The organism is Mycetocola sp. BIGb0189 (genome assembly GCF_024810155.1).
Lineage (GTDB): Bacteria > Actinomycetota > Actinomycetes > Actinomycetales > Microbacteriaceae > Mycetocola > Mycetocola lacteus.
Genome location: NZ_JANUED010000002.1, coordinates 280,808 through 301,153 on the forward strand (window position 1 = coordinate 280,808; position 20,346 = coordinate 301,153).

13 protein-coding genes are annotated in these 20,346 nt (G+C 68.3%); 12 read left to right on the plus strand and 1 reads right to left on the minus strand.

The features are described from left to right. Positions 1 to 59 precede the first annotated feature (59 nt). The 6 genes from M2390_RS03705 (at position 60) to M2390_RS03730 (ending at position 6,539) form a co-directional block, all read left to right on the plus strand. Positions 60 to 866: an ABC transporter ATP-binding protein gene (locus tag M2390_RS03705; RefSeq protein WP_259177121.1), complete on the plus strand. Its 807-nt coding sequence runs from the start codon at positions 60 to 62 to the stop codon at positions 864 to 866. After that, positions 842 to 2,383 (plus strand): hypothetical protein, encoded by a 1,542-nt coding sequence (locus M2390_RS03710; RefSeq protein ID WP_259177124.1) that lies wholly within the window; start codon positions 842 to 844, stop codon positions 2,381 to 2,383. Before M2390_RS03705 ends, M2390_RS03710 begins: the two co-directional genes overlap by 25 nt. A gap of 39 nt (positions 2,384 to 2,422) precedes the next feature. Beyond that, positions 2,423 to 2,713: a DUF3039 domain-containing protein gene (locus M2390_RS03715; RefSeq protein WP_043321534.1), complete on the plus strand. Its 291-nt coding sequence runs from the start codon at positions 2,423 to 2,425 to the stop codon at positions 2,711 to 2,713. 312 nt (positions 2,714 to 3,025) lie between these two features. Continuing rightward, positions 3,026 to 4,414 carry an MFS transporter gene (locus tag M2390_RS03720; RefSeq protein WP_259177127.1) on the plus strand — a complete coding sequence of 463 codons (1,389 nt, stop codon included), beginning with the start codon at positions 3,026 to 3,028 and terminating at the stop codon, positions 4,412 to 4,414. Then, complete coding sequence (locus tag M2390_RS03725; RefSeq protein ID WP_259177129.1) at positions 4,411 to 5,565, plus strand: LacI family DNA-binding transcriptional regulator; 1,155 nt, start codon at positions 4,411 to 4,413, stop codon at positions 5,563 to 5,565. The genes M2390_RS03720 and M2390_RS03725 overlap by 4 nt, the downstream gene beginning before the upstream one ends. After that, positions 5,562 to 6,539 (plus strand): nucleoside hydrolase, encoded by a 978-nt coding sequence (locus M2390_RS03730; RefSeq protein WP_259177130.1) that lies wholly within the window; start codon positions 5,562 to 5,564, stop codon positions 6,537 to 6,539. The genes M2390_RS03725 and M2390_RS03730 overlap by 4 nt, the downstream gene beginning before the upstream one ends. A gap of 48 nt (positions 6,540 to 6,587) precedes the next feature. Here M2390_RS03730 and M2390_RS03735 read toward each other — a convergent pair whose 3' ends face one another. Further along, positions 6,588 to 7,898, minus strand: a complete 1,311-nt coding sequence (locus tag M2390_RS03735) for a nicotinate phosphoribosyltransferase (protein WP_259177131.1) — start codon at positions 7,896 to 7,898, stop codon at positions 6,588 to 6,590. A gap of 295 nt (positions 7,899 to 8,193) precedes the next feature. On the opposite strand from M2390_RS03735, the gene M2390_RS03740 reads away from it, so the two are divergent. From M2390_RS03740 to M2390_RS03765, 6 genes are all read left to right on the plus strand, one after another. After that, on the plus strand, positions 8,194 to 8,688 hold the full coding sequence (locus M2390_RS03740) for an aromatic ring-opening dioxygenase LigA (protein WP_259177132.1): 495 nt from the start codon (positions 8,194 to 8,196) through the stop codon (positions 8,686 to 8,688). Positions 8,689 to 8,859: 171 nt separating this feature from the next. Next, the gene (murI, locus tag M2390_RS03745) at positions 8,860 to 9,726 is read left to right on the plus strand and encodes a glutamate racemase (protein WP_121686991.1); all 867 of its coding nucleotides are present in this window, start codon (positions 8,860 to 8,862) and stop codon (positions 9,724 to 9,726) included. A 27-nt stretch (positions 9,727 to 9,753) separates the two neighbouring features. Then, the gene (gene rph, locus M2390_RS03750) at positions 9,754 to 10,497 is read left to right on the plus strand and encodes a ribonuclease PH (RefSeq protein WP_030148573.1); all 744 of its coding nucleotides are present in this window, start codon (positions 9,754 to 9,756) and stop codon (positions 10,495 to 10,497) included. Then, on the plus strand, positions 10,494 to 11,105 hold the full coding sequence (rdgB, locus tag M2390_RS03755; protein ID WP_030148574.1) for an RdgB/HAM1 family non-canonical purine NTP pyrophosphatase: 612 nt from the start codon (positions 10,494 to 10,496) through the stop codon (positions 11,103 to 11,105). The genes rph and rdgB overlap by 4 nt, the downstream gene beginning before the upstream one ends. A 93-nt stretch (positions 11,106 to 11,198) precedes the next feature. After that, positions 11,199 to 12,107, plus strand: a complete 909-nt coding sequence (locus M2390_RS03760) for a cation diffusion facilitator family transporter (RefSeq protein ID WP_259177137.1) — start codon at positions 11,199 to 11,201, stop codon at positions 12,105 to 12,107. Positions 12,108 to 12,368: 261 nt separating this feature from the next. Next, positions 12,369 to 20,171 (plus strand): hypothetical protein, encoded by a 7,803-nt coding sequence (locus tag M2390_RS03765; RefSeq protein WP_259177138.1) that lies wholly within the window; start codon positions 12,369 to 12,371, stop codon positions 20,169 to 20,171. Positions 20,172 to 20,346 lie beyond the last annotated feature (175 nt).

A 20,346-nucleotide genomic window follows, 5' to 3' on the forward strand; every position in this document is an offset into this window, starting at 1 on the left:
GTCCGGCGGTTCCGGCCGGATCGGCCCAGTCCGCGAAGACCTCCGCGAAGGCAGCCCCGGTGGCGGCGACACCCGCGACGAAGACCGCGACCTCCGCCGAGCCCACCGAGGACGTCCTGGTGGTGCGCGGGCTGACCCGTCACTATGGCGGCACCCACGCGGTGGACAACCTGGATCTGCGTGTGCCCACCGGCACGTTCTCGGCAATCGTTGGACCCAACGGCGCGGGCAAGACCACCGCACTGTCGATGATCACCGGGCTGCTGCGTCCCGACGCTGGAGAGATTCTGGTCAACGGGGTCGATGTGTGGGCGGATCCGGACCGGGCCAAGCGCACCATCGGAGCCCTGCCCGACCGCATGCGGCTGTTTGAGCGTCTCACCGGTGCACAGTTCCTGCACTACTCGGGCACCCTGCGTGGGTTGAGCGCCGCCACCGTGCGCACCCGCATCGCCGATCTGGCCGCCGCAATTGGTCTCACCGAGGCGCTGGGGCGCCTGGTGTCGGACTACTCGGTGGGTATGCGTAAAAAGGTCGCCCTTGCCGCGGCGCTGATTCACTCCCCGCGTCTGCTTGTACTGGATGAGCCCTTTGAATCCGTGGACCCGGTGTCGGTGGATCGACTCCTAACGCTCCTGCGTAACTACGTGGATCACGGGGGTACCGTGGTGCTTTCAAGCCACGGTATGGAGCTGATCGAGCGGGTATGCGATCACGTCTCGATCATCGTCAGTGGCACCGTGTTGGCTCAGGGCACCGTGGCCGAGGTGCGTGGAAACGGCACCCTGGCCGAGAAGTTTGCCGAGCTGTCCTCGCCCACCGATCCCGCGGAGGGCCTGGAATGGTTGCACAGCTTCTCCGACTAAGAGTTCAGACCCTCCTCAACGCCTTTCGGGGGGAACCGCGGGCCGTGGCCGGGCGGGTCCTCCTCCTGATCCTGGCCGCGGCCGCCTGTTATCTGTTTGCGACGCTGTTCCAGGAACCCACCGAGGTGGATCCGGCACTGCTGCGCGCTCTGATCGGCGTGGGCGGCAGCGCGGTCCTCCTGGGCTGCTTTCTGGTACCCCTGGTGTCTCGGGTGTCCAGCACGCTGGATCCCCGGGGATACGCGGGCTTCGGCATCGCCCCGCGCACCCTCGCCGGTGGGCTCATCCTGTCGGGACTGCTGAGCCTGCCGACCCTGGTGCTCCTGCTGCTTGGCGGCATCGCGGGGTTCGGGTTGGCATCTGCTCAGAGTGACGCGGTCGGTCCGGCACTGGCGACCACCGTCCTGGTTCCGCTGACCGGGTCACTCCTGATCCGGGTGGGATCGGCGCTCGGTGGGCAGCTGCGTGAGCCGGCCCGTCGCGGGCTACGCGGTCTCGTTACGGTGATCCTGGTGGTGCTGGCTCTCGGGACCGTGGTGCTCGCGCTGGGGAGTCCGGAACGTCTGGGCTCGGTGTCCGAGGTTGCCGGGTGGACCCCGCTGGGTGCCGCCTGGCTGCTGGCCGAACCGGGCAGCGGCGGGGCACTGGCCGGAAGGCTGGCGATCGCCGTGCTCACGGTGATCGTGCTGTTTGCTGCCTGGGGTGTGCTCTGCACATATCTGGTGCGCTCGGTGAGTAGGCCCGACGTGCCGGCCGGCATCCACCTGGGCTGGTTCGCCCGGGTTCCCGCCGGGGCTACCGCGGCCGTGGCCGCACGCTCGCTGACCTACTGGCTCCGTGATCCGCGCTACATCACCTCGCTGTTGATCGTGCCCCTGGTCCCGATCGTGGCGGTATTTGCGCTGAACATTGCCGGGGTATCCTGGTCGGCGCTCAGCCTGCTGCCGCTGCCGATCATCGTCCTCTTTATCGCCTGGGCACCGCATAATGATCTGGCCCTGGATTCCTCGGCCCTCTGGCTGCACGTGACCTCCGGGGTTTCGGGCCGCGCGGATCGGATCGGTCGGATCCTGCCCGTCTTCGTGCTGGGTGTCCTGGTGATCGCGATCGGAGCGCCGATCTCGGTGACTCTGGGTGGGGTGCCCGAGATGTTGCCGGTGCTGATCGGTGTGTGTGGTGGGATCCTGCTCACCGGCCTCGGTCTCGCCTCGTACTTCTCGGCGCGCACCCCGTATCCGGCGGTTCAGCCCGGAGATAGCCCGTTCCAGCAGCCGCAGGCGGGTGGTGGCTATTCGGCTCGGGTGCAGGCGCTGAGCCTGATCGGCACCGTGGTGCTGAGCGTCCCGGTGGTCTTTCTCGCGGTCCGGGCCTTCGGGGGTGCCACCTCGATGATCTGGCCGACCCTCGCGGTGGGCCTCGGGGTCGGGGTGCTGGTGCTCGTGCTGGGAGTGATTGCCGGGGCACGCTATTACACGCGTCACACCGCGGAGCTGATGGAGTTTGCGACCTCCCACTAGGGACGCGCATTATCCGGGTAAACGTCCTAAACTGAAGGCATGAGCGACGTGAACCTGAGTATCTCCGACCCGAACGGTACGCCGGACGGCGGCGGCACCGCCCTGCTTGACCGCGAGCTGGAAAAGCTTCTCAACGAGGAGGCCATCGAGCCCGGCGATCACGAACGCTTCTCGCACTACGTGAAGAAGGAAAAGATCCTGGAGTCTGCGATGACCGGTAAGCCGGTGCGCGCGCTCTGTGGCAAGAAGTGGACCCCCGGTCGCGACCCGGAAAAGTTCCCGGTCTGCCCGGCCTGCAAGGAAGTGTACGCGCGTCTGCGCGATAGCTAGACCCACCAATCAACGCCCCGCTGCCCGGCGGGTTCTCGCGGTTGTTGACCCCACCCCGCATGGTGGCGGTCGCCACGGCCGCGAGGACCGGACCTCGCAAGCGGGGCGTTTTGTGTGTGCCCCGAGGGGGTAAGCCCGGGCGACGAGTGGGTGAACAGTGGGTGTTTTGCGGCCACGGGGCTTGTCAAGCATCGCGGGTGCTGCTTACCGTAAGCAGGTGTTCTACCCGCGTAGATTTTGCGCAGACTCTACGCGGGTAGACCCTTCTCCCCGCCCAGAGCCGCGGCACAGACCGCGTGAAAGGAAACCCCCGTGGAACCCTCCCAGTCCGCCCCCGTCCTCGTGACGGATGATGCGCTTTCCACCCCCGAGGGCAAAAAGAGCTTTCGGACCGCCACCCTCTCATCCTGGCTTGGCACCACGATGGAGTACGTCGACTTCGCGCTGTACGGCCTCGCCACCGCACTCGTGTTCAACACCCTGTTTTTCCCCGAGTCCTCGCCCACCATCGCGCTGCTGGCAAGCTTCTCGACTTACGCGGTCGGCTTCTTTGCCCGCCCGGTGGGTGCCTGGTTCTTCGGCCGGATCGGCGACCGGCACGGCCGCAAGGCGGTCATGGTCATCACCATCGCGCTGATGGGAGGGGCCACCACCCTGATCGGACTGCTGCCGACCTATGACCAGGCCGGCGCGCTCGCCCCGATCCTGCTGTTGATTCTGCGAGTGTTGCAGGGCTTCGGGGCCGGTGCCGAGCTCTCCGGCGCCGCGATCGTGCTGACCGAGTTTGCCCCGTTTAAGCGCCGCGGACTGGTGGCCTCGATCGTCGCCCTCGGGTCCAACAGCGGTACCCTGCTGGCCTCGACCGCCTGGCTCCTGGTGGTTCAGCTGCCCAAGGAGGATCTGACCAGCTGGGGGTGGCGGATCCCGTTCCTGGCCAGCATTCTGATCGCCGGCTTCGCCCTGGTCCTGCGCCGCACCATGAAGGAGACCCCGGTCTTTACCAAGCAGCGCGAGCAGATTGCCGCCCGCACCGAGGCCATTCGCGCGGTGGACACCCGCTCGTTCTGGCGTCGCAACCGCGCGTTCTTTGTGATGCTGGGGCTGCGCATCGGCGAGAACGGTCCCTCCTATATGGCCCAGGGGTTCCTGATCGGCTATGTGGCCACCGTGTTGATGGTGGATAAGTCGGTGCCCACCGCCGCGGTGCTGATCGCCTCGCTGATCGGCTTTGCGGTGATCCCGTTTGCGGGCTGGCTCTCGGATCGCTTCGGACGTCGGATCACCTATCGCTGGTTCTGTATTCTGCTGGTGGCCTATGCGTTCCCGGCGTTTGCGCTGATCCAGTCCCGCAACACCGCGGTGGTGATGGCGATCATTATTGTGGGGATGAGCATCGCCTCACTGGGAATCTTTGGTGTCCAGGCGGCCTACGGCGTCGAGCTGTTTGGTGCCCGCAACCGCTTCACCAAGATGGCGCTGGCCAAGGAGATCGGATCGATCCTCTCCGGAGGCACCGCACCCGCCGTGGCGGCCGGCTTGCTGGCCGCGTTTGGTGCGTGGTGGCCGCTAGCATTGTACTGGGTGGTCATGGCGGCGATCGGGCTGTTCACCACCTTCAAGGCCCCGGAAACCCGCGGCCGCGACCTCAACCTGATTCACGATGCCACCGATGATGCCGAGGCTCGGATGGGAACCGTGTGAGTAGGGAAAAAGTAACCCGCACCGACGTGGCCCGGGTGGCCGGAACCTCGGTCGCCGTGGTCAGCTACGTGGTCAATAATGGTCCGCGCCCGGTCGCCGAGGCGACCCGGGCGCGGGTCCTGGCGGCGATCGAGTCCACCGGGTATCGTCCCGACGGGATCGCCCGGGCCCTGGCTTCGGGATCCACCCGCACCTTCGGGCTGATCGTACCCAATATTGCCAACCCGTTTGTGGCCGCCCTCGCGCATGCGATCGAGGGGGCCGCCTACCGGCGCGGCTTCACCCTGCTGCTTGGCGACTCCGCGGATGATCCGGCCCGCGAGGCGGATCTGGTGGGCACCTTCCTCCAGCACCGCATCGACGGACTGCTGTTTTACGGGGTGGACCGGGACCATCCGTGGCTGGATCAGGCCGTGGGTAAGGTCCCGGTGGTGGTCCTGGACGAGCCCCCCGCGGGCCCCGGGATCATCGGCGTGCGAGTGGATGAGCGGGCAGCCTCGGCCGCGGCCACCCGGCATCTGATCGAGCACGGTCGAGACGCGGTGGCGATCATCACCGGACCGTTGGAACAGCAAAATGCCCGCGACCGACGCGAGGGTTGGCGGGACGCGCTCGGTGACGCCGCCCGCGCCGATCTTCAGATCGAGGGGACCTACACCCGGGGCGGCGGGTACCTCGCCGGGCGGGCACTCCTGGAGCGCGAGACCCGTCCCGATGCGGTGTTCGCCTCCAATGAGCAGCAGGCCCTGGGGCTGCTGGCGGCGGCGGCCGAGCTTGAGGTGCGGGTGCCCGAGGACCTCGCGGTGATCTGCTTCAACGGCACCACCAACGCCGAATATTCGATTCCGGCCCTGTCCACCATCGAACAGCCGATCGAGGCGATCTCGGATCGTGCCATCGACCTGTTGATTCGGAGTGCTCGAGCCGAGTATCCGGTGACCGTCTGCGACGTCGAGCTGGTCCGCCGACGCTCCTGCGGGTGCGAGTATCGACGCACCCCGTCGGAGCGGGCGCTGCGCGCCGCGTCGGGCTCGGCGGGGGAGCGGCGGGCAGCGGAGCAACCCGCGGCCGAACGGCCGACAACGGAGCAAGTGACGGTGGAAAGGACCGCGGCCGAACGGCCCGGGTCGCGGACGGGGGCTTCTTCGTGAGGATCGTGATCGACTGCGATCCCGGTAACGGGGTGCCCGGGGCCAATGTGGATGACGGGCTGGCCCTGGCGCTCGCCGTGGCCGCCGATTCCGAACTGACCCTCGCGGCCATCACCACGGTTTCCGGCAACACCCCGAGCGCGCTCGGCTTTGCCGCGGCGCAAACCCTGATCGAGAATTTCGGGGTTGAGGTGCCAATCTACCTGGGGGCCGAGCGTGCGCTGGTGGAGCCGCCCGAACGCTGGCGCACACACCTGGACCGGGAGGACGCCGATGCCACGGTGACCAAAACCTGGGGATCGGCCCCGCGTCCCCGCGCCGCCCACGATGTGCCGGGGATTCCCGCGGCTCAGGTGCTCGGTGAGATGGTCCGGGCCCATCCCGGCGAGATCACGATTGTGGCGATCGGTCCGCTCACCAACCTGGCGCTGGCCACCCGTCTGTTTCCGGACTTCGCCCGGAACGTGGCGCGCATCATCATCATGGGTGGCGTCTTTGAGGTGGAGGGCTATCCGGTAGACACCAACTTCGGGGTGGACCCGGATGCGGCGGCGATTGTGCTCTCCAGCGGTGCCCGCATCACCCTGGTCCCGATGGATGCCACCACCACGACGCTGATGACCCACGCGGACCTGGACCGGATCGAACGCCTGGACACCCGGCTGACCCGCGCACTGGTGCCCACCCTGCGACCCTGGATCACCTATTCGGCCAGGACCCGGGGCATCGGCGGGATGTGGATTCACGATGTGGTCACCGTGGCACTACTGCTGGATCCGGGCACCGTGGACACCCGCGATCTGGACATCAGCGTGGACCTGCTGCCGGGGCCGACCCGTGGTCGCACGGTGCGCTGGGCCCCGGATGCGCTGCCCGCGCCGGGTGCCGCGCCCGCGCCGATCGAGGTGGTGACACGCATCAATAATGCGCGCCTGCTCGACCTGCTGACCGGCACCCTCGCCGCCCACGGCTAACGAGAGAGGGGCCCGCCAGCCGGCGGACCCCTCTCCTCTTATTCGCGGCTAGTTACCGATAAAGACCGTGGGAATCGCCGCGTCGCCGCGTCCCAGGCGGAAGGCCCCGGCCGGCAGCTCGCTCACCGCGGTGGCGCGGTGCTCGCGGGCCAGCGCGGTGCCGGCGGCACCCAGGTAGCGTTCCTCGATGACGCCGTCCACGATCAGCGGCACGTTCAGTGCTCGCTCGGTCACCTCGGTCTCGGGGGCCGTGTCGCCGATGTAGATGCGCTCCTGGTTGGCGCGGCCCGAGGCCGAGAGGCGACGCATCGGCGTCTTCTTGCCGCCGATCGAGGCCTTGCCCTCGGAGTTCTTGGCCAGCGGAATCCAGGAGCCGTCCTCGCCGCGACGGGCCACCAGCTTGTAAACCATGCTCGCGGCGGGGGAGCCCGACCCGGTGACCACCGAGGTGCCCACGCCGTAGGAGTCCACCGGGGAGGCGGCGAGGGTTGCGATGGCGTGCTCGTCCAGGTCGTTGGTTACGGTGATCTTGGTGCCGGTGGCACCCAGCGAGTCGAGCTGGGCCCGGACCTCGGTGACCAGCGTGGGCAGGTCACCCGAGTCCAGACGGATCGCGCCGAGTTCGGGCCCGGCCACCCGGATGGCCGTCTCCACACCGCGGTGCACATCGTAGGTGTCTACCAGCAGGGTGGTTTTGGTCCCGAGCTTGTCGATCTGCGCCTGGAAGGCCTCCTCCTCGCTCGCGTGCAGCAGGGTGAAGGCGTGGGCGGCGGTGCCCATCGTGGGAATGCCCCAGCGGCGTCCGGCCTCCAGGTTGCTGGTCGCGCCGAAGCCGGCGATATAGGCGGCGCGCGCGGCGGCCACGGCGGCCTCCTCATTGGCCCGGCGTGAGCCCATCTCCGAGAGCGGGCGGCCGATGGCGGCCGTGACCATGCGGGTCGCGGCGTTGGCTACCGCGCTGTCATAGTTCAGGACACTGAGTGCCAGGGTCTCCAGGATGACCCCCTCGGCAAAGCTGGCCTCGACGGTCAGGATGGGGGAGTTGGGGAAGTAGACCTCGCCCTCCTGGTAACCCCAGATGTTGCCGCGGAATCGGTAGTCGGCGAGCCAGTCCAGGGTTTCGGTGCCCACCACGTTGTTGTCACTGAGCCACCGCAGCTCGGACTCGCCAAAGCGGAAGTCCCGGATCAGTTCGAGCAGACGGCCGGTTCCGGCCACGACGCCGTAGCGGCGCGCGCCGGGGAGGCGGCGGGCAAATACCTCGAAGAGACAGTGCTCGGTGGCGGTGCCGCGCGCGAACGCGGCATCGATCATCGTGAGCTCATAGCGGTCGGTGTGAAGTGCGGTTGAAGTGTTCACCTCGCCAGCCTAGCCAGTTCGTGAACCTTTCCGCATCCGGGGTGCACGAATTAACGGATCGGGATCGCGCCGATCCGCAGAAATCCGCGACATTCGTTGTCTATCTTCGCGATCCGACATCAGCCCCATACTGGGGGCGTCATGACCGAAACGGAATGGCTAACACACGATTAGCATGCAAGTACTCGCACCGTGAGCATCGCAGTTCCCGGGCAGGTTCCGGGGGCGATTGTTGGTCGAAAGACCACGTCGGGATTGCGTCACAAACGCGATCACCCAACTACAAGGAGCAGTTATGTCCGAAACCACAGCACCCGTCACCCTGAGCATCACCCCCGGCAAGGCCCTCGCACTGCGCTGGGCCGGATTCATCGCGCTGCTCGCCGCAGCCGTGATGATTATCGCCGGTGGAACCGTTTGGGGCGTGGTGACTAGCCAGCTGCGCGCCGAGAAGATCACCGTGAGCGAGGATGCCGCCTTCCTCGGTGGTGCCGACGTGGCCGGTCCGTTCTCCGCGTTTGCGCAGGCCGACATCATCAGCACCCACGCCAAAAACATGACCGACGGCAAGACCTACGCCGAGCTGGACAAGGAAGACCCGATGCGCGCAACCGTGATGAACGCGTCGTTCCTGCGTACCTCGCTGTTTACCTCGGTGGTGTCCTACGGCGTCTCGGCGTTTGTGATCGGTGTGGGGATCCTCTTTGGCATCATCGGCTGGGTCATCCTGACCATCGCGCCGCGTCGTCGCGCGGCCGCCGCCACCATTCCGGTTACCCCCGCCGAGTAAGCCTCCCGGCAGCCGCCGCACCCCGGCCCACAAGGCCGCCGGGTGCGGCATCGGGGTGCCCCGACGACGTCCTCATCTCCCGCAAACCGGCCGGGGAGGTGGGGACGTTTCTGTGTCCCGCGCCGTCCCGGTGCACGAGGGGTGCCGGGGCGCGGTAGTAGGGTTGAGGGTGTGAATGATGCACCAATTGGGATCTTTGACTCCGGCGTTGGGGGACTCACCGTCGCCCGCGCTATTCAGGATCAGCTGCCGCGAGAACAGATCCTCTACGTGGGGGATACCGCCCACTCTCCGTACGGCCCCAAGTCCATCGCGGATGTGCGTCGCTACTCGCTTGAGGTGATGGACGACCTGGTCGCCAAGGGTGTCAAGATGCTGGTGATTGCCTGCAACACCGCCTCCTCGGCGGTCCTGCGGGATGCGCGCGAGCGCTACTCGGTCCCGGTCATCGAGGTCATCCAACCCGCCGTGCGCAGCGCCGTGCGGGTCACCCGCACCAACCGTGTGGGCGTGATTGGCACCGCCGGTACCATCCGCTCCCGCGCCTATCAGGACGCGTTTGCCGCGGCCCCCGAGCTGGAGCTGTTCACCCAGGCGTGCCCGAAGTTTGTGGAGTTTGTCGAAAACGGCATCACCACCGGCCCAGAGGTGCTGGCCGTCGCCGAGGAGTATCTGGGACCGCTGCGTGAGGCGGGCGTGGACACCCTGGTGCTCGGCTGCACCCACTACCCCTTCCTCAAGGGTGCGATTAGCTACGTGATGGGGCCGGACGTGACCCTGGTCTCCAGCGACTCGGAAACCGCCAACGACGTCTACCGCCAGCTGGTATCGATGGGGCAGGAGCGCACCGCGATCACCCCGCCCCAGCACCACTACGAGGCCACCGGCCAGAGCGAGAGCGAGTTCCTTGAGCTCGCCACCCGCCTGGTGGGTCGCGAGATCTCACACGTGGACCTCGTGCAGACCGGCGTCATCGACCTCGGCGATCTGCGCACCCTGCAGCGCGAAACCACCACCCAGAACCCCGCCGCGAGCTAGGCTCGCCCCAACCCGAAGGAGCTCCGCGTGAGCAACACGACCCGCGCCGATGGCCGGACCCCCGATCAGCTGCGTACCATCACCATCGAGCCCGGCTGGAGCGCTCAGGCCGAGGGATCGGCGCTGATCAGCTACGGCAACACCAAGGTGCTGTGCACCGCCTCCTTCACCCCGGGTGTGCCGCGCTGGCTCACCGGGAAGGGCAAGGGCTGGGTCACCGCCGAATACGCGATGCTGCCCCGGGCCACCAACTCCCGCAACGACCGCGAGGCCGTCAAGGGCAAGATTGGTGGACGCACCCACGAGATTTCCCGTCTGATCGGTCGCAGCCTGCGCGCGGTGATCAATACCAAGGCACTGGGCGAGAACACCATCGTGATCGACTGTGACGTGCTGCAGGCCGACGGCGGTACCCGCACCGCCGCGATCACCGGCGCCTATGTGGCGCTGGCCCAGGCGATCGAGTGGGCGCGTGAGCGTAAGCACATCGGTCCCAAGGCTCAGCCGCTGACCGACTCGGTGGCCGCGGTCTCGGTGGGCATCATCGACGGCGTGCCGATGCTGGATCTGGCCTACGTCGAGGACGTCCGCGCCGAGACCGACATGAACGTGGTGCTGACCGGTGACGGCCGCTTCGTCGAGGTGCAGGGCACCGCCGAGGGCGCACCGTTTGACCGTGACGAGCTGAACAAGCTGCTGGATCTGGCCGTGGCTTCCTCCGCCGAGCTCAAGGAGCTGCAGTTCGCCGCCCTCGAAGGTGGCGCGCGATGAGCATCGAGGTGGTCCTGGCGACCCACAACCAGCACAAGGTGGAGGAGTTCCAGAAGATCCTCGGCGGCGCGCTGCCGGGACTGAACATCGTCGCCTATGACGGGCCCGACCCGGTGGAGGATGGCACCAGCTTTGCCGAGAACGCGCTGATTAAGGCCCGCGTGGCCGCCGCGCACACCGGCAAGATCGCGCTCGCCGATGACAGCGGTATCGCGGTGGACCTGCTGGGCGGTGCCCCCGGCATCTTCTCGGCACGCTGGGCCGGCCCGGGCAAGAACGACCGCGCGAACCTCGAACTGCTGCTCGCACAGCTTTCGGATATCGCCCCCGAGCACCGCGGCGCACAGTTTGTCTGCAACATCGCGATCGTGAACCCCGGCGTGGACGGCTCGGAGCCCAGCGAGGACGTGGTGGTGGGCATCTGGACCGGTGCCCTCGCCCGCGAGCCCCAGGGTGAAAACGGGTTCGGCTATGACCCGGTGTTCCTGCCCGCCGAGTTTGAGGTCTCCGCCGCCGAGCTGACCCCCGAGCAGAAGAATCAGGCGAGTCACCGGGCCCGCGCGTTCGAGCGTGCGATTCCGGTGCTGAACGGTCTGATCGGGGCCTAGAAACCCCCGGTCAGCCGGATATTGATAACTGCTATCATTCCTATCTACGGTGTCGGCCTAGCCCTTTCGGAACGGGCTTTGTAGCGTGGAAGCATGGCACACGATCACGCACCCGCAACCACGTCCAAAAAACGACTCCTGATTGTCATCGGCATCGTTTCGACGGTGTTTGTGGCCGAGGTCATCGGTGGCCTGCTCACCGGCTCGCTGGCCCTGCTGGCCGACGCCGGGCACATGCTCAGCGACCTGATCGGCCTGATCGTGGCCCTCACCGCGATGACCCTCGCGGCCCGCCCCGCCTCCGCCCGTGCGACCTATGGATATCGCCGGACGGAGGTGTTTGGCGCGCTCATCAACGGTCTGATTCTCTGCGGCGTCTCGATCAGCATCGCCCTGGAGGCGATTCAGCGGCTGACCGCCCCCACCGAGGCGGAGATTCTGCCGGTGCCGATGCTCCTGGTGGCCATCGTGGGTCTTGCCGCCAATATCGTGTCGATGTTGATTCTGCGGGCCGGGGCAAAGTCCTCGATCAACCTGCGCGGTGCCTACCTCGAGGTGTTTGGCGACATGGTGGGATCGGTGGCCGTTATCGTGGCCGCGATCATCATCATGCTCACCGGCTGGGCGCCCGCCGACGCGATCGTGTCGTTGGCGATTGCCGCGTTCATCCTGCCGCGGGCCTACCTGCTGCTGCGCGATGTGTGGCGTGTACTCAACGAGTCCACCCCGGTGGACACCTCGGTTGAGGACGTGCGTGCCCACATCGCCCGGGCGGACGGGGTGCGCGAGGTCCACGATGTGCACCTGTGGTCGATCACCTCGGGGGAGCACGTCTTCACCGCCCACGTGGTGGCCGAGGACGAGGTCTTCGAACGCGGGGAGGTGGGGGCGCTGCTGGACCGGCTCTCCGACTGCCTGCACGACCACTTTGATGTGGAGCACTCGACCTTCCAGATCGAACCACCCAAGCACGCCGAGCATGAGCGTGAGGTGCACGTCTAGGGAAACTGGTGGGAACGGGGCCTGCCCGCGAGCGATCGTGGGTGGGCCCCGTTTTCTGCGTTTGGCCACCCACCGAACGGGGTATGAATTTTCCCGTGCGGGCGCGCGGCCGGGCGTGCCACACCCGATACACTGAGGGGGAACGCCGGGTTCTGGTGGCGTTCACCCTCTCCCACGATTCCCCCGTTTCGCTCCCCGGCGTGTACCCCCTGCCCCGCCGGGCCGATGGGGAGTTCCGGTCGGACCCGAAAGCACCCCGAAATGCCCAAACACGCCCGCCTGCCCGTGACCCGTCCTGCTCGGCGACGCCTCGCGCTTCGTACCCTGGGGATTCTGGGGTTCGCGACCCTGGCAGGGCTCATGATCGGGGCGCAGGCGTCGGCGCAGCAGGGGACGGCACCGACGGCACCCTCGCAGGCGCTGTTGGTGGCCGCATCCGGCGCACCCGAGGCCACCGCGGATGCCTCGTCGGCACCCGCGGCCTCGACACCCGCATCCCGGGGATCCGCGGGCACCGGCCTGGCGACGCTGAAACTCCCCGACCTCACCGCCGCGACACAGGCCCGCCCAACGTTCACCGAGACCGCCCCGCCCGAGACCGCCCCGCCCGAGACCGCCCCGCCCGAGACCGCCCCAACCGAAACCGCCCGGGCGATGGCCGCCCAACCGGCCGACTGGGATTTGGGTGTGACAATTGCGGCGGCCAAGACCCCCAACCCGGCCGCGGCGCTGCGTCCGGGGGACCAGGTGACCTACACCGTCACGGTCACCAACACCGGAGTCAACGCGTGGACCCGGGCGAACCCCGCGAAGGTCAGCCTCGACATCGCCGACCTCCTTGATGACGCCCGCCTCACCAATTCTGGGCTGTTTGCCCGGGCCGGTAACGCGCCCACACTGACCTGGTCGGGGGAGCTGGCCGCCGGGAAGTCCCAGGTGCTCACCCTGATCGCGCAGGTGGATGACTTCCGCCGCGGCGACGATCGGGTCCGCGTGAGCGGATGCGTGAGTGGTGCCCCTGCCGGCGCGGGGATCGACCCGATCGAGCGCTGCGCCGAGAACACCGCGACCCTGGTGCACTCCGCCGCCGACCTTGAGGTGACCCAGAGCTGGGCCAAGGTGAGTGGGAGCACCGGCGGCGACCTGGTGCCCGGGGACGTGATTCAGTTCTTCGTGACGGTAAAAAACACCGGCGACCTCAATCTGATCGGCCCGAATTCCTGGTCCCCGGATCGCCGCGCCAATGTGGCCCTGGACCTCTCCGGTGTGCTCGACGATGCGGCCTTCGGCGGGGCGATCTCGGGGGTGTCCAGCCTGTGCAGCACCAACACCTCCTGGAACCCGGCCTACTGCCCCTCGGTGGGAAACCCGAGCGCCGGTGGGATGATCAACGTCCCGATGACCCTGGCCCCCGGCGGGATCCAGTACCTCAGCGCCCGAGCGGTTTTGCGCAACGATTTCACCGGCGACCTCAAGCTGAACTCCCGAGTGGGGGTGAGCGTGGATACCGGCGATACCACCCGTCCCGACGGCCCGGTGCTGACCCGCGGTGCCGCGGTCTCCCCGGAGGTGACCCCGCTGTATCCCGAGCTGACCATGACCCAGGTCATCACCAAGGTTGCCGGGTCGAGTGGATCGGGGATCCTCCCCGGCGACACCATCCAGATCGCCGTGCGCGCCACCAACACCGGCAAGACCGGGTGGACGGCCCCCACGTCCACCACCGCCGACAAGCTGCTGAGCTACAGCCAGGACCTCTCCGGGTTCCTCGACGACGTGACCTACGCCGGGGCGAACCAGGGGACCTCGGGGAACTGTCAGCCGATCAATGCCTGGGACGGCAACTACTGCGCCAACGCGGGCCTGCCGAGCGCCGACGGCAAGCTGAGCATGAAGTTCTCGCTGCCCGCGGGCGCGACCCAGGCGTTCAACATCCGCGGGGTGGTGCGCAACGATTTCGCCGGCGATCAGCGGATGCGCACGGCCGTGCAGATCTCCGGGGAGTCGGGAAACCCGAAGCTGGATAACGGCGGACGGATTGTGCTCACCAAGGAGGACATGCTCGGGTTTGATCGGGTATACCCCGAGGCCGAGATGACCCAGACGATGACCAAGGTTGCCGGATCCACCGGCACCGACCTGCTGCCCGGCGACGTGGTCCAGATCGCGGTCCGCGTGAAAAACCCCGCCAAGACCGGCTGGACCGACGCGACCTCCTGGTCGGTGGATAAGCGCCTGACCTACGTGCAGGACCTCTCCGGGTTCCTCGATGATGTGACCTACGGCGGGGCAAACCAGGGTACCTCGGGGAACTGTCAACCGATCAACGCCTGGGATGGAAACTACTGTGCCAACGCGGGCCTGCCCGGCCCCGACGGCAAGCTGAGCATGACGTTCTCCCTGCCCGCGGGGACCACTCAGGCCTTTAACATTCGCGGGATCGTGCGCAACGACTATCCGGGAGATCAGCGGATTGTGACCTCGGCCCTGCTCACCGGTAACCCGCGGGATACAAGTAGCGAGAACGACGGTCGGATCACCCGAACCGCGCAGAGCGAGCTGAGCTTCGCCCGCACCTTCCCCGAGCTGGAAATGACCCAGACCATGGCCAAGGTGTCCGGGTCCGCGGGCTCCGAGATCCTGCCCGGGGACACCGTGCAGATCGCGGTGCGGGTCAAGAACCCCTCGAAGACCGCGTGGACCGGACCCTCCAGCTGGTCCTCGGATAAGCGGCTCACCTATACCCAGGACCTCGGCGGCTTCCTCGACGATGTGTCCCTCGTGGGCGCCCTCCAGGGCACCTCGGGCAACTGCCAACCGCCGGCCAGCTGGGACACCAACTACTGCCCGGTGATGGGGGCCGTGGGGGCTGACGGAAAACTCACCTGGACCTTTTCCCTGGCGGCCGGAACCACCCAGGCGTTCAATATTCGGGGTGTGATCCGCAACGACTTCCCCGGCGATCAGAACCTGCGCACCACCGCCACGGTGACCGGGAATCCCGGGGATGCAACCCAGGCCGACGGCGGCGTGCTCACGCGCACCGCGCAGGCCACGCTGGGCTTCAATCGGGCCTATCCCGAGGCCGAGCTGACCCAGACGCTGACCAAGGTGAGCGGCTCCGCCGGTACCGACCTCCTGCCCGGGGACGTGGTCCAGGTGGCCGTCCGGGTGAAAAACCCCGGCAAGACCGGGTGGACCGGCCCCTCGAGTTGGTCGGTGGACAAGCGACTCACCTACACCCAGGACCTCTCCGGATTCCTCGACGATGTGAGCTACGGTGGCGCCCAGCAGGGCATCTCGGGGAACTGTATGGCCCCCAACGCCTGGGATCCGAACTACTGCCCCGGTTTTGGCAGCGATACCAGCGGTGGAAAGGTGACCCAGACCTTCGCCCTGGCCGCGGGCACCACCCAGGCCTTCAACATTCGCGGTGTGGTGCACAACGGCTTCACCGGGGACCAGCTGATCCGCACGGCCTCGGTGGTCACTGGAAACACCGGCGACACCACCCGGGCGGACGCCGGGGTCATCACCCGCACCGCGCAGAGCCAGCTGGCCTTCCAGCGCACCTATCCCGAGCTTTTGGCGACCCAGAAGATCGTCAAGGTCTCCGGTTCCCCGGGCACCGAACTGCGCACCGGCGATAGCGTGCAGATCGCGCTGCGCATCAGCAACCCGGGCAAGACCGGGTGGACGGGAGCATCGTCCTGGTCGGTGGATAAGCGCCTCCGGCTGAGTCAGGATCTCTCCGGATTCCTCGATGATGCGAGCTGGTTTGGCTCGCAGACGGGGATCGCCGGACCCTGCCAGCCGGACAACGCGTGGCAACCCGTCTACTGCACCTCCTACGGCGACCCCACAGAGGCTGGCAAGATCGACGTCACCTTCCCGCTGGGGGCGGGAACCACCCAGGCCTTCACTATCCGCGGAACCATCAGGAACGATGTGCCGGGGGATCAGATCCTCACGGCTCTCAGCGTGGTCACCGGGGAAACCGGAAACCCGGATCTGCCCGAGGGAGGACGCCTGGTGCGCGAGCTGCGCACCGAAACTCCGTTCACCGCGGTATTCCCCGAGATGAAGCTGGGCAAGCAGTGGGCCAAGGTCTCGGGCAGCCCGGGAACCGAGATTCGCCCGGGCGACGTGCTGCAGTACGGCGTGGCCGTCACCAACCCGTCGATCTCGGCGTGGACGGCCCCGAGCAGCTGGGCGGCGGATCGCCGGATCACCGTGACCCAGGATCTCTCCGGGGTCCTGGACGATGCGGTGTTCCTCGGTTCCCGGGTGGGGGCCTCGGCCGCGTGTGCGAGCCCCACCTCCTGGAGCTCGGACTGCGCCGTCGTGGATCCCAAGATCGAGGGAACCACGCTAACCCACACGTTCCCGCTGCCGGCCGGGGCCACGATGTATGTGGCCTACCGGGTGCAGGTGAGCGACCGCTATACCGGCGACCTGCACCTCACCGCGCACTCCTGTGCCAGCGGCGACTCGGGGAATAAGGCGCTGCCCGATGGTCCGCGGATCACGCAGTGCGCCGACTGGGACAACACCGTGAGCCGGGTCTACCCCGAGCTGGGGATCACCCAGGGCCTCACCAAGGCACCCAACCCGAGCCGTCCGCTGCGCGCGGGGGACGTGGGCGAGTACACAATCACGATCAAGAACCCCGGCCAGGGTGGGTGGAATACCGCCTCCGGCTGGGCGGCCGGTAATCCGGTGACCCTGAGCGAGGACCTCGGCGACATCCTCGACGATGGTGCCCTGGTGGGCATTCCGACCGGCGGAGCCACGGTGGTGGACAACCGCCTCAGCTGGAGCGGCCCGCTCGCGGCCGGTGGGACCAAGGTCATCACGTTCAGGGTCCAGGTTATGCAGCAGCCCGCCGCCGGCGGCACCACCCCCAAGATGCTGGATGGTGAGGCCTGCGTGAGCGGTGATAGTCGCAATCCCGGGGTGACCGATCCGATCCTCAGCGCCTGCGACCGGCTGAAGATCGGCGTGGGTGAAAACTGGCGGATGAACCTCAGTGTGACCGATCAGCACGGTGCCGAGCTCACCAGCGGATCTCCGGTGAGCCCGGGCGACCGGCTCACCTATCGGATCCGCGCCGAGGCCATCGGCGGCTGGCCCGTGGAGGGTGTGCAGATTCAGGCGAATCCGTCTCAGACCCTCGGCGTGGCCGAGCTCGCGGGTGATCCCACCCTGACCGTGGGATCCGCCGCCCCGACCACCCTGAAGCTCGCCGCCGGCCGGGTGACCACCCCGCGCTTTGAACTGCCCGGGGATCAGCCCGCGGTCCTCGCCTACACGGTGACCGTGCCCGAGGACCTGCGCCGAGGCACCCTGCGGGACGAGGCGATCGGTACCGCCGAGATCCCCGGAATCGGCACCATCGCCCCGGCCACCTGCGGCCCGGCGACCCAGCCCTGTGCGGTGCAGCTACAGCTCGCCCCGGCGGCCCCGCGGGTAAGCGGTGAACTGCTGCGCGACGGTGAGGCCTTCGCCGGTACCGCCCTGCGCGGCGAGCGCCTGGACTACCGGCTGACCGTCGAGAACCCCGGTCCCGGTGCCTGGTCCGAGCGCGCCCCGCTCGCGGTGGATAACACCCTGGCCGGTGTCCTGGATGATGCCACCCCGGTGGGTGAGGCGGCGACCGCTCGCATCGGCGACGGCCCCGAGTTCGAGGTCCCGATCGTGGACGGACACGTGCGCTGGAGCGGTGCCCTGGCCGCCGGGGAGAAGCTGACCCTGACCTACCCGGTGACCGTCAACGCCCGCACCGGCAGCGGCGACCGCTCGCTGCTGAACCGAATCTGCGCCGGGGAGCCCGGCGAGAATGCCGCCCGGGTGTGTGCCGAGGTGACCACCCCGATCCTGAGCGCCTGGACCCTCTCCAAGGTGGCCCTGGATGCCGACGGTCACCCGCTGGCCGCCGGTGCCGTAGTGACCGGCGGCGACATCGTCCGGTACGAGATCACCGCGCGCTGGCTCTCGGGCAACACCGCCGAGGACGTGGTGCTGCGCGACAGCCTGGCCGGTGTGCTCGCCTCGGCCGAGCTGGTGGCGCCCCCGAGCCTGCGCGTGGGGGAGGCGTCGCCGATCGCGGTCCTCCCCTCCGCGAGCCAGCAGCTCGTGACGCCCGCATTCGATCTGGCTCGCGATCAGAGCGCCGTGCTCAGCTATGCGGTCCGCGTCGCCGAGGGGCAGCACGGCAAAGCCCTGCGTAACGACGTGCGTGGCAGCGGCGTGAACACACCCACGCGCTGCGCGGTGGGCGATACCGATGCGGGCCTGAACGCCGCGTGCCGCACCGAACTGGTCATCGTGGATGATCGGGTGTCGCTCGCCGACCCGAGCATCACCCAGGCGATCTGCCTGCCCGAGGGTGGCGTCTCGGTGCCCGACGTACGCCTGCCGGTGTCCGACGGGGTGCGCTATGAGATGAGCGGCGACCTGGTCGCCGGGGGCAGCGTGACCGTGACCGCGACCTCGCTGGATGGACGTGCGCTGCGCCCGGCGAACGGTTGGACCCTGGCGGCGGATAAAACCAGCGCGTTCCGGGTCATCGCCCTGAGCCTGCCCGACTGCACCCCGACCACCCCGGACCCGGGGCCCGGAACGGACACCCCGGCCACGCCCGAGGACCCCTCCTGGCCCACCGCACCGGTGTGCACCGACGGGGAGCCCGAGGCTCCGTGGATCAACGTGCCGGTGACGCCCGGAATCTTCTACACGATCGCCGGCGAGGTGGCCTTCGGGCACACGGTCACGATCACCGCCCACGCGCGGGACGGTTTTGCCCTGGTGGTGCCGCCCGGATGGACGCCCGCCGAGGACGGAAAAACCGCACACCTCTCGGTGAGCTTCGCCGCGGCCCCCGACTGCGGATCCGGCGGCCCCGAGACCCCCGGTACCGGCGGGGGAAATGACGGGGGTACCGGTCCCGGCGGCGGAACCACCCCCGCCGAATGGTCGATCGGCAAGCACGCGGAGAACTCCTCCGGCGCTCCGATCGGCGCGGGCACCAGCCTCGCCGTGGGCGACGCCATCACCTACGAGGTGCGCGCCAGCGCGCGAGCCGAGAACCGGGGCCCGGTGACCGGCATCGTGCTGACCGATGACCTGAGCCAGGTGCTCGGTGCCGCACGCCTCGACGGCGACATTACCCTGAAAATTGGTGATCGCGAGCCCCTTCGGGTGGAACCGCCTCAGCCCGGCAGCTCCTGGCTCCGCACCCCGGCCTTCGACCTGGCACCGGGGGAGAGTGCGGTGCTGCGCTACCGCGTGGTGATCACCACCACCAGCGCCCAGATCCATGAGGTTGGCCTGGTTAATCGCGTGTGGGGTACCGGATCCTCGGCACCCGCGTCCTGCACGTCACCCACCGACGAGACCGAGGGGTGCGCCACAACGACCCCGATCGATCCGCCCCGGGAGGGTGGCGGCCCCGGAAGCCCCGGCACGGGCGGCGGCGACAACCCTGATCCCGAGCACCCGGGAACCGGGACCGGCCCGGGAACCGATGGTCCGGGTGAGGTGGAGAATCCCATCCCCGCGACCCCGCGGGATCCGACGGTGACCGAGCCCGGCTGTGTGGCCGGCGTGTATGTGCGTCCGACCCTCAGCGTGCTGCTGACCCCGGGGATCTGGTACGAGGTGACCGGCGAGTTTGCCCCGGGAAAGTCCGTGGTGATCACCGCGCATGCCGAAGCCGGCTACCGGGTGGAACCGCGGGCCGGCTGGGTGAGCGCCGCCGACCGGCTCACGGCCACCAAAACCGTGACCTTCCCCGCATCGGACTGCCCGATAATCCCCGAAGACCCGCGAGAGCCCACCACCCCGGGTACCCCGACGGTTCCCACGGTCCCGACGCTGCCCGCTCACCCGGGGCTGCCGAGTGTGCCCCACGGTCCCGGAGACCCGGCCACCCCGAAGCCGATCATCGCCGAGACTCGGCTGAGTAGCACCGGTGGCGGAGACGCCTCGGGCACCCTCACGCTGCTGGCGGGGGCGCTGCTCGCGGCCGGCCTGGTGCTGATGCGGCGCGGCCGGCGGGCCTAGCCCGGCGGTCCCTGCGGGCTCGGCTCGGAGGGGCCTCAGTACACGGCCTGCTGCGCCCCGGGGGACCAGCTCTCCGACACGGCCTGCCGTGCCCGGGGTGCAGCCCTCACACACACTAAAAACGGCGGCCGCCGGATCCCTGTGGATCCGGCGGCCGCCGTATGGATGGGGGAGG

Excerpts from the sequence above, each read along its gene's own strand:
- M2390_RS03715 (WP_043321534.1), top strand. The coding sequence starts at position 2,423 with ATGAGCGACGTGAACCTGAGTATCTCCGACCCGAACGGTACGCCGGAC.
- M2390_RS03765 (WP_259177138.1), top strand. The coding sequence starts at position 12,369 with ATGCCCAAACACGCCCGCCTGCCCGTGACCCGTCCTGCTCGGCGACGC.
- M2390_RS03710 (WP_259177124.1), top strand. The coding sequence starts at position 842 with ATGGTTGCACAGCTTCTCCGACTAAGAGTTCAGACCCTCCTCAACGCC.
- M2390_RS03760 (WP_259177137.1), top strand. The coding sequence starts at position 11,199 with ATGGCACACGATCACGCACCCGCAACCACGTCCAAAAAACGACTCCTG.
- rdgB (WP_030148574.1), top strand. The coding sequence starts at position 10,494 with ATGAGCATCGAGGTGGTCCTGGCGACCCACAACCAGCACAAGGTGGAG.
- M2390_RS03740 (WP_259177132.1), top strand. The coding sequence starts at position 8,194 with ATGTCCGAAACCACAGCACCCGTCACCCTGAGCATCACCCCCGGCAAG.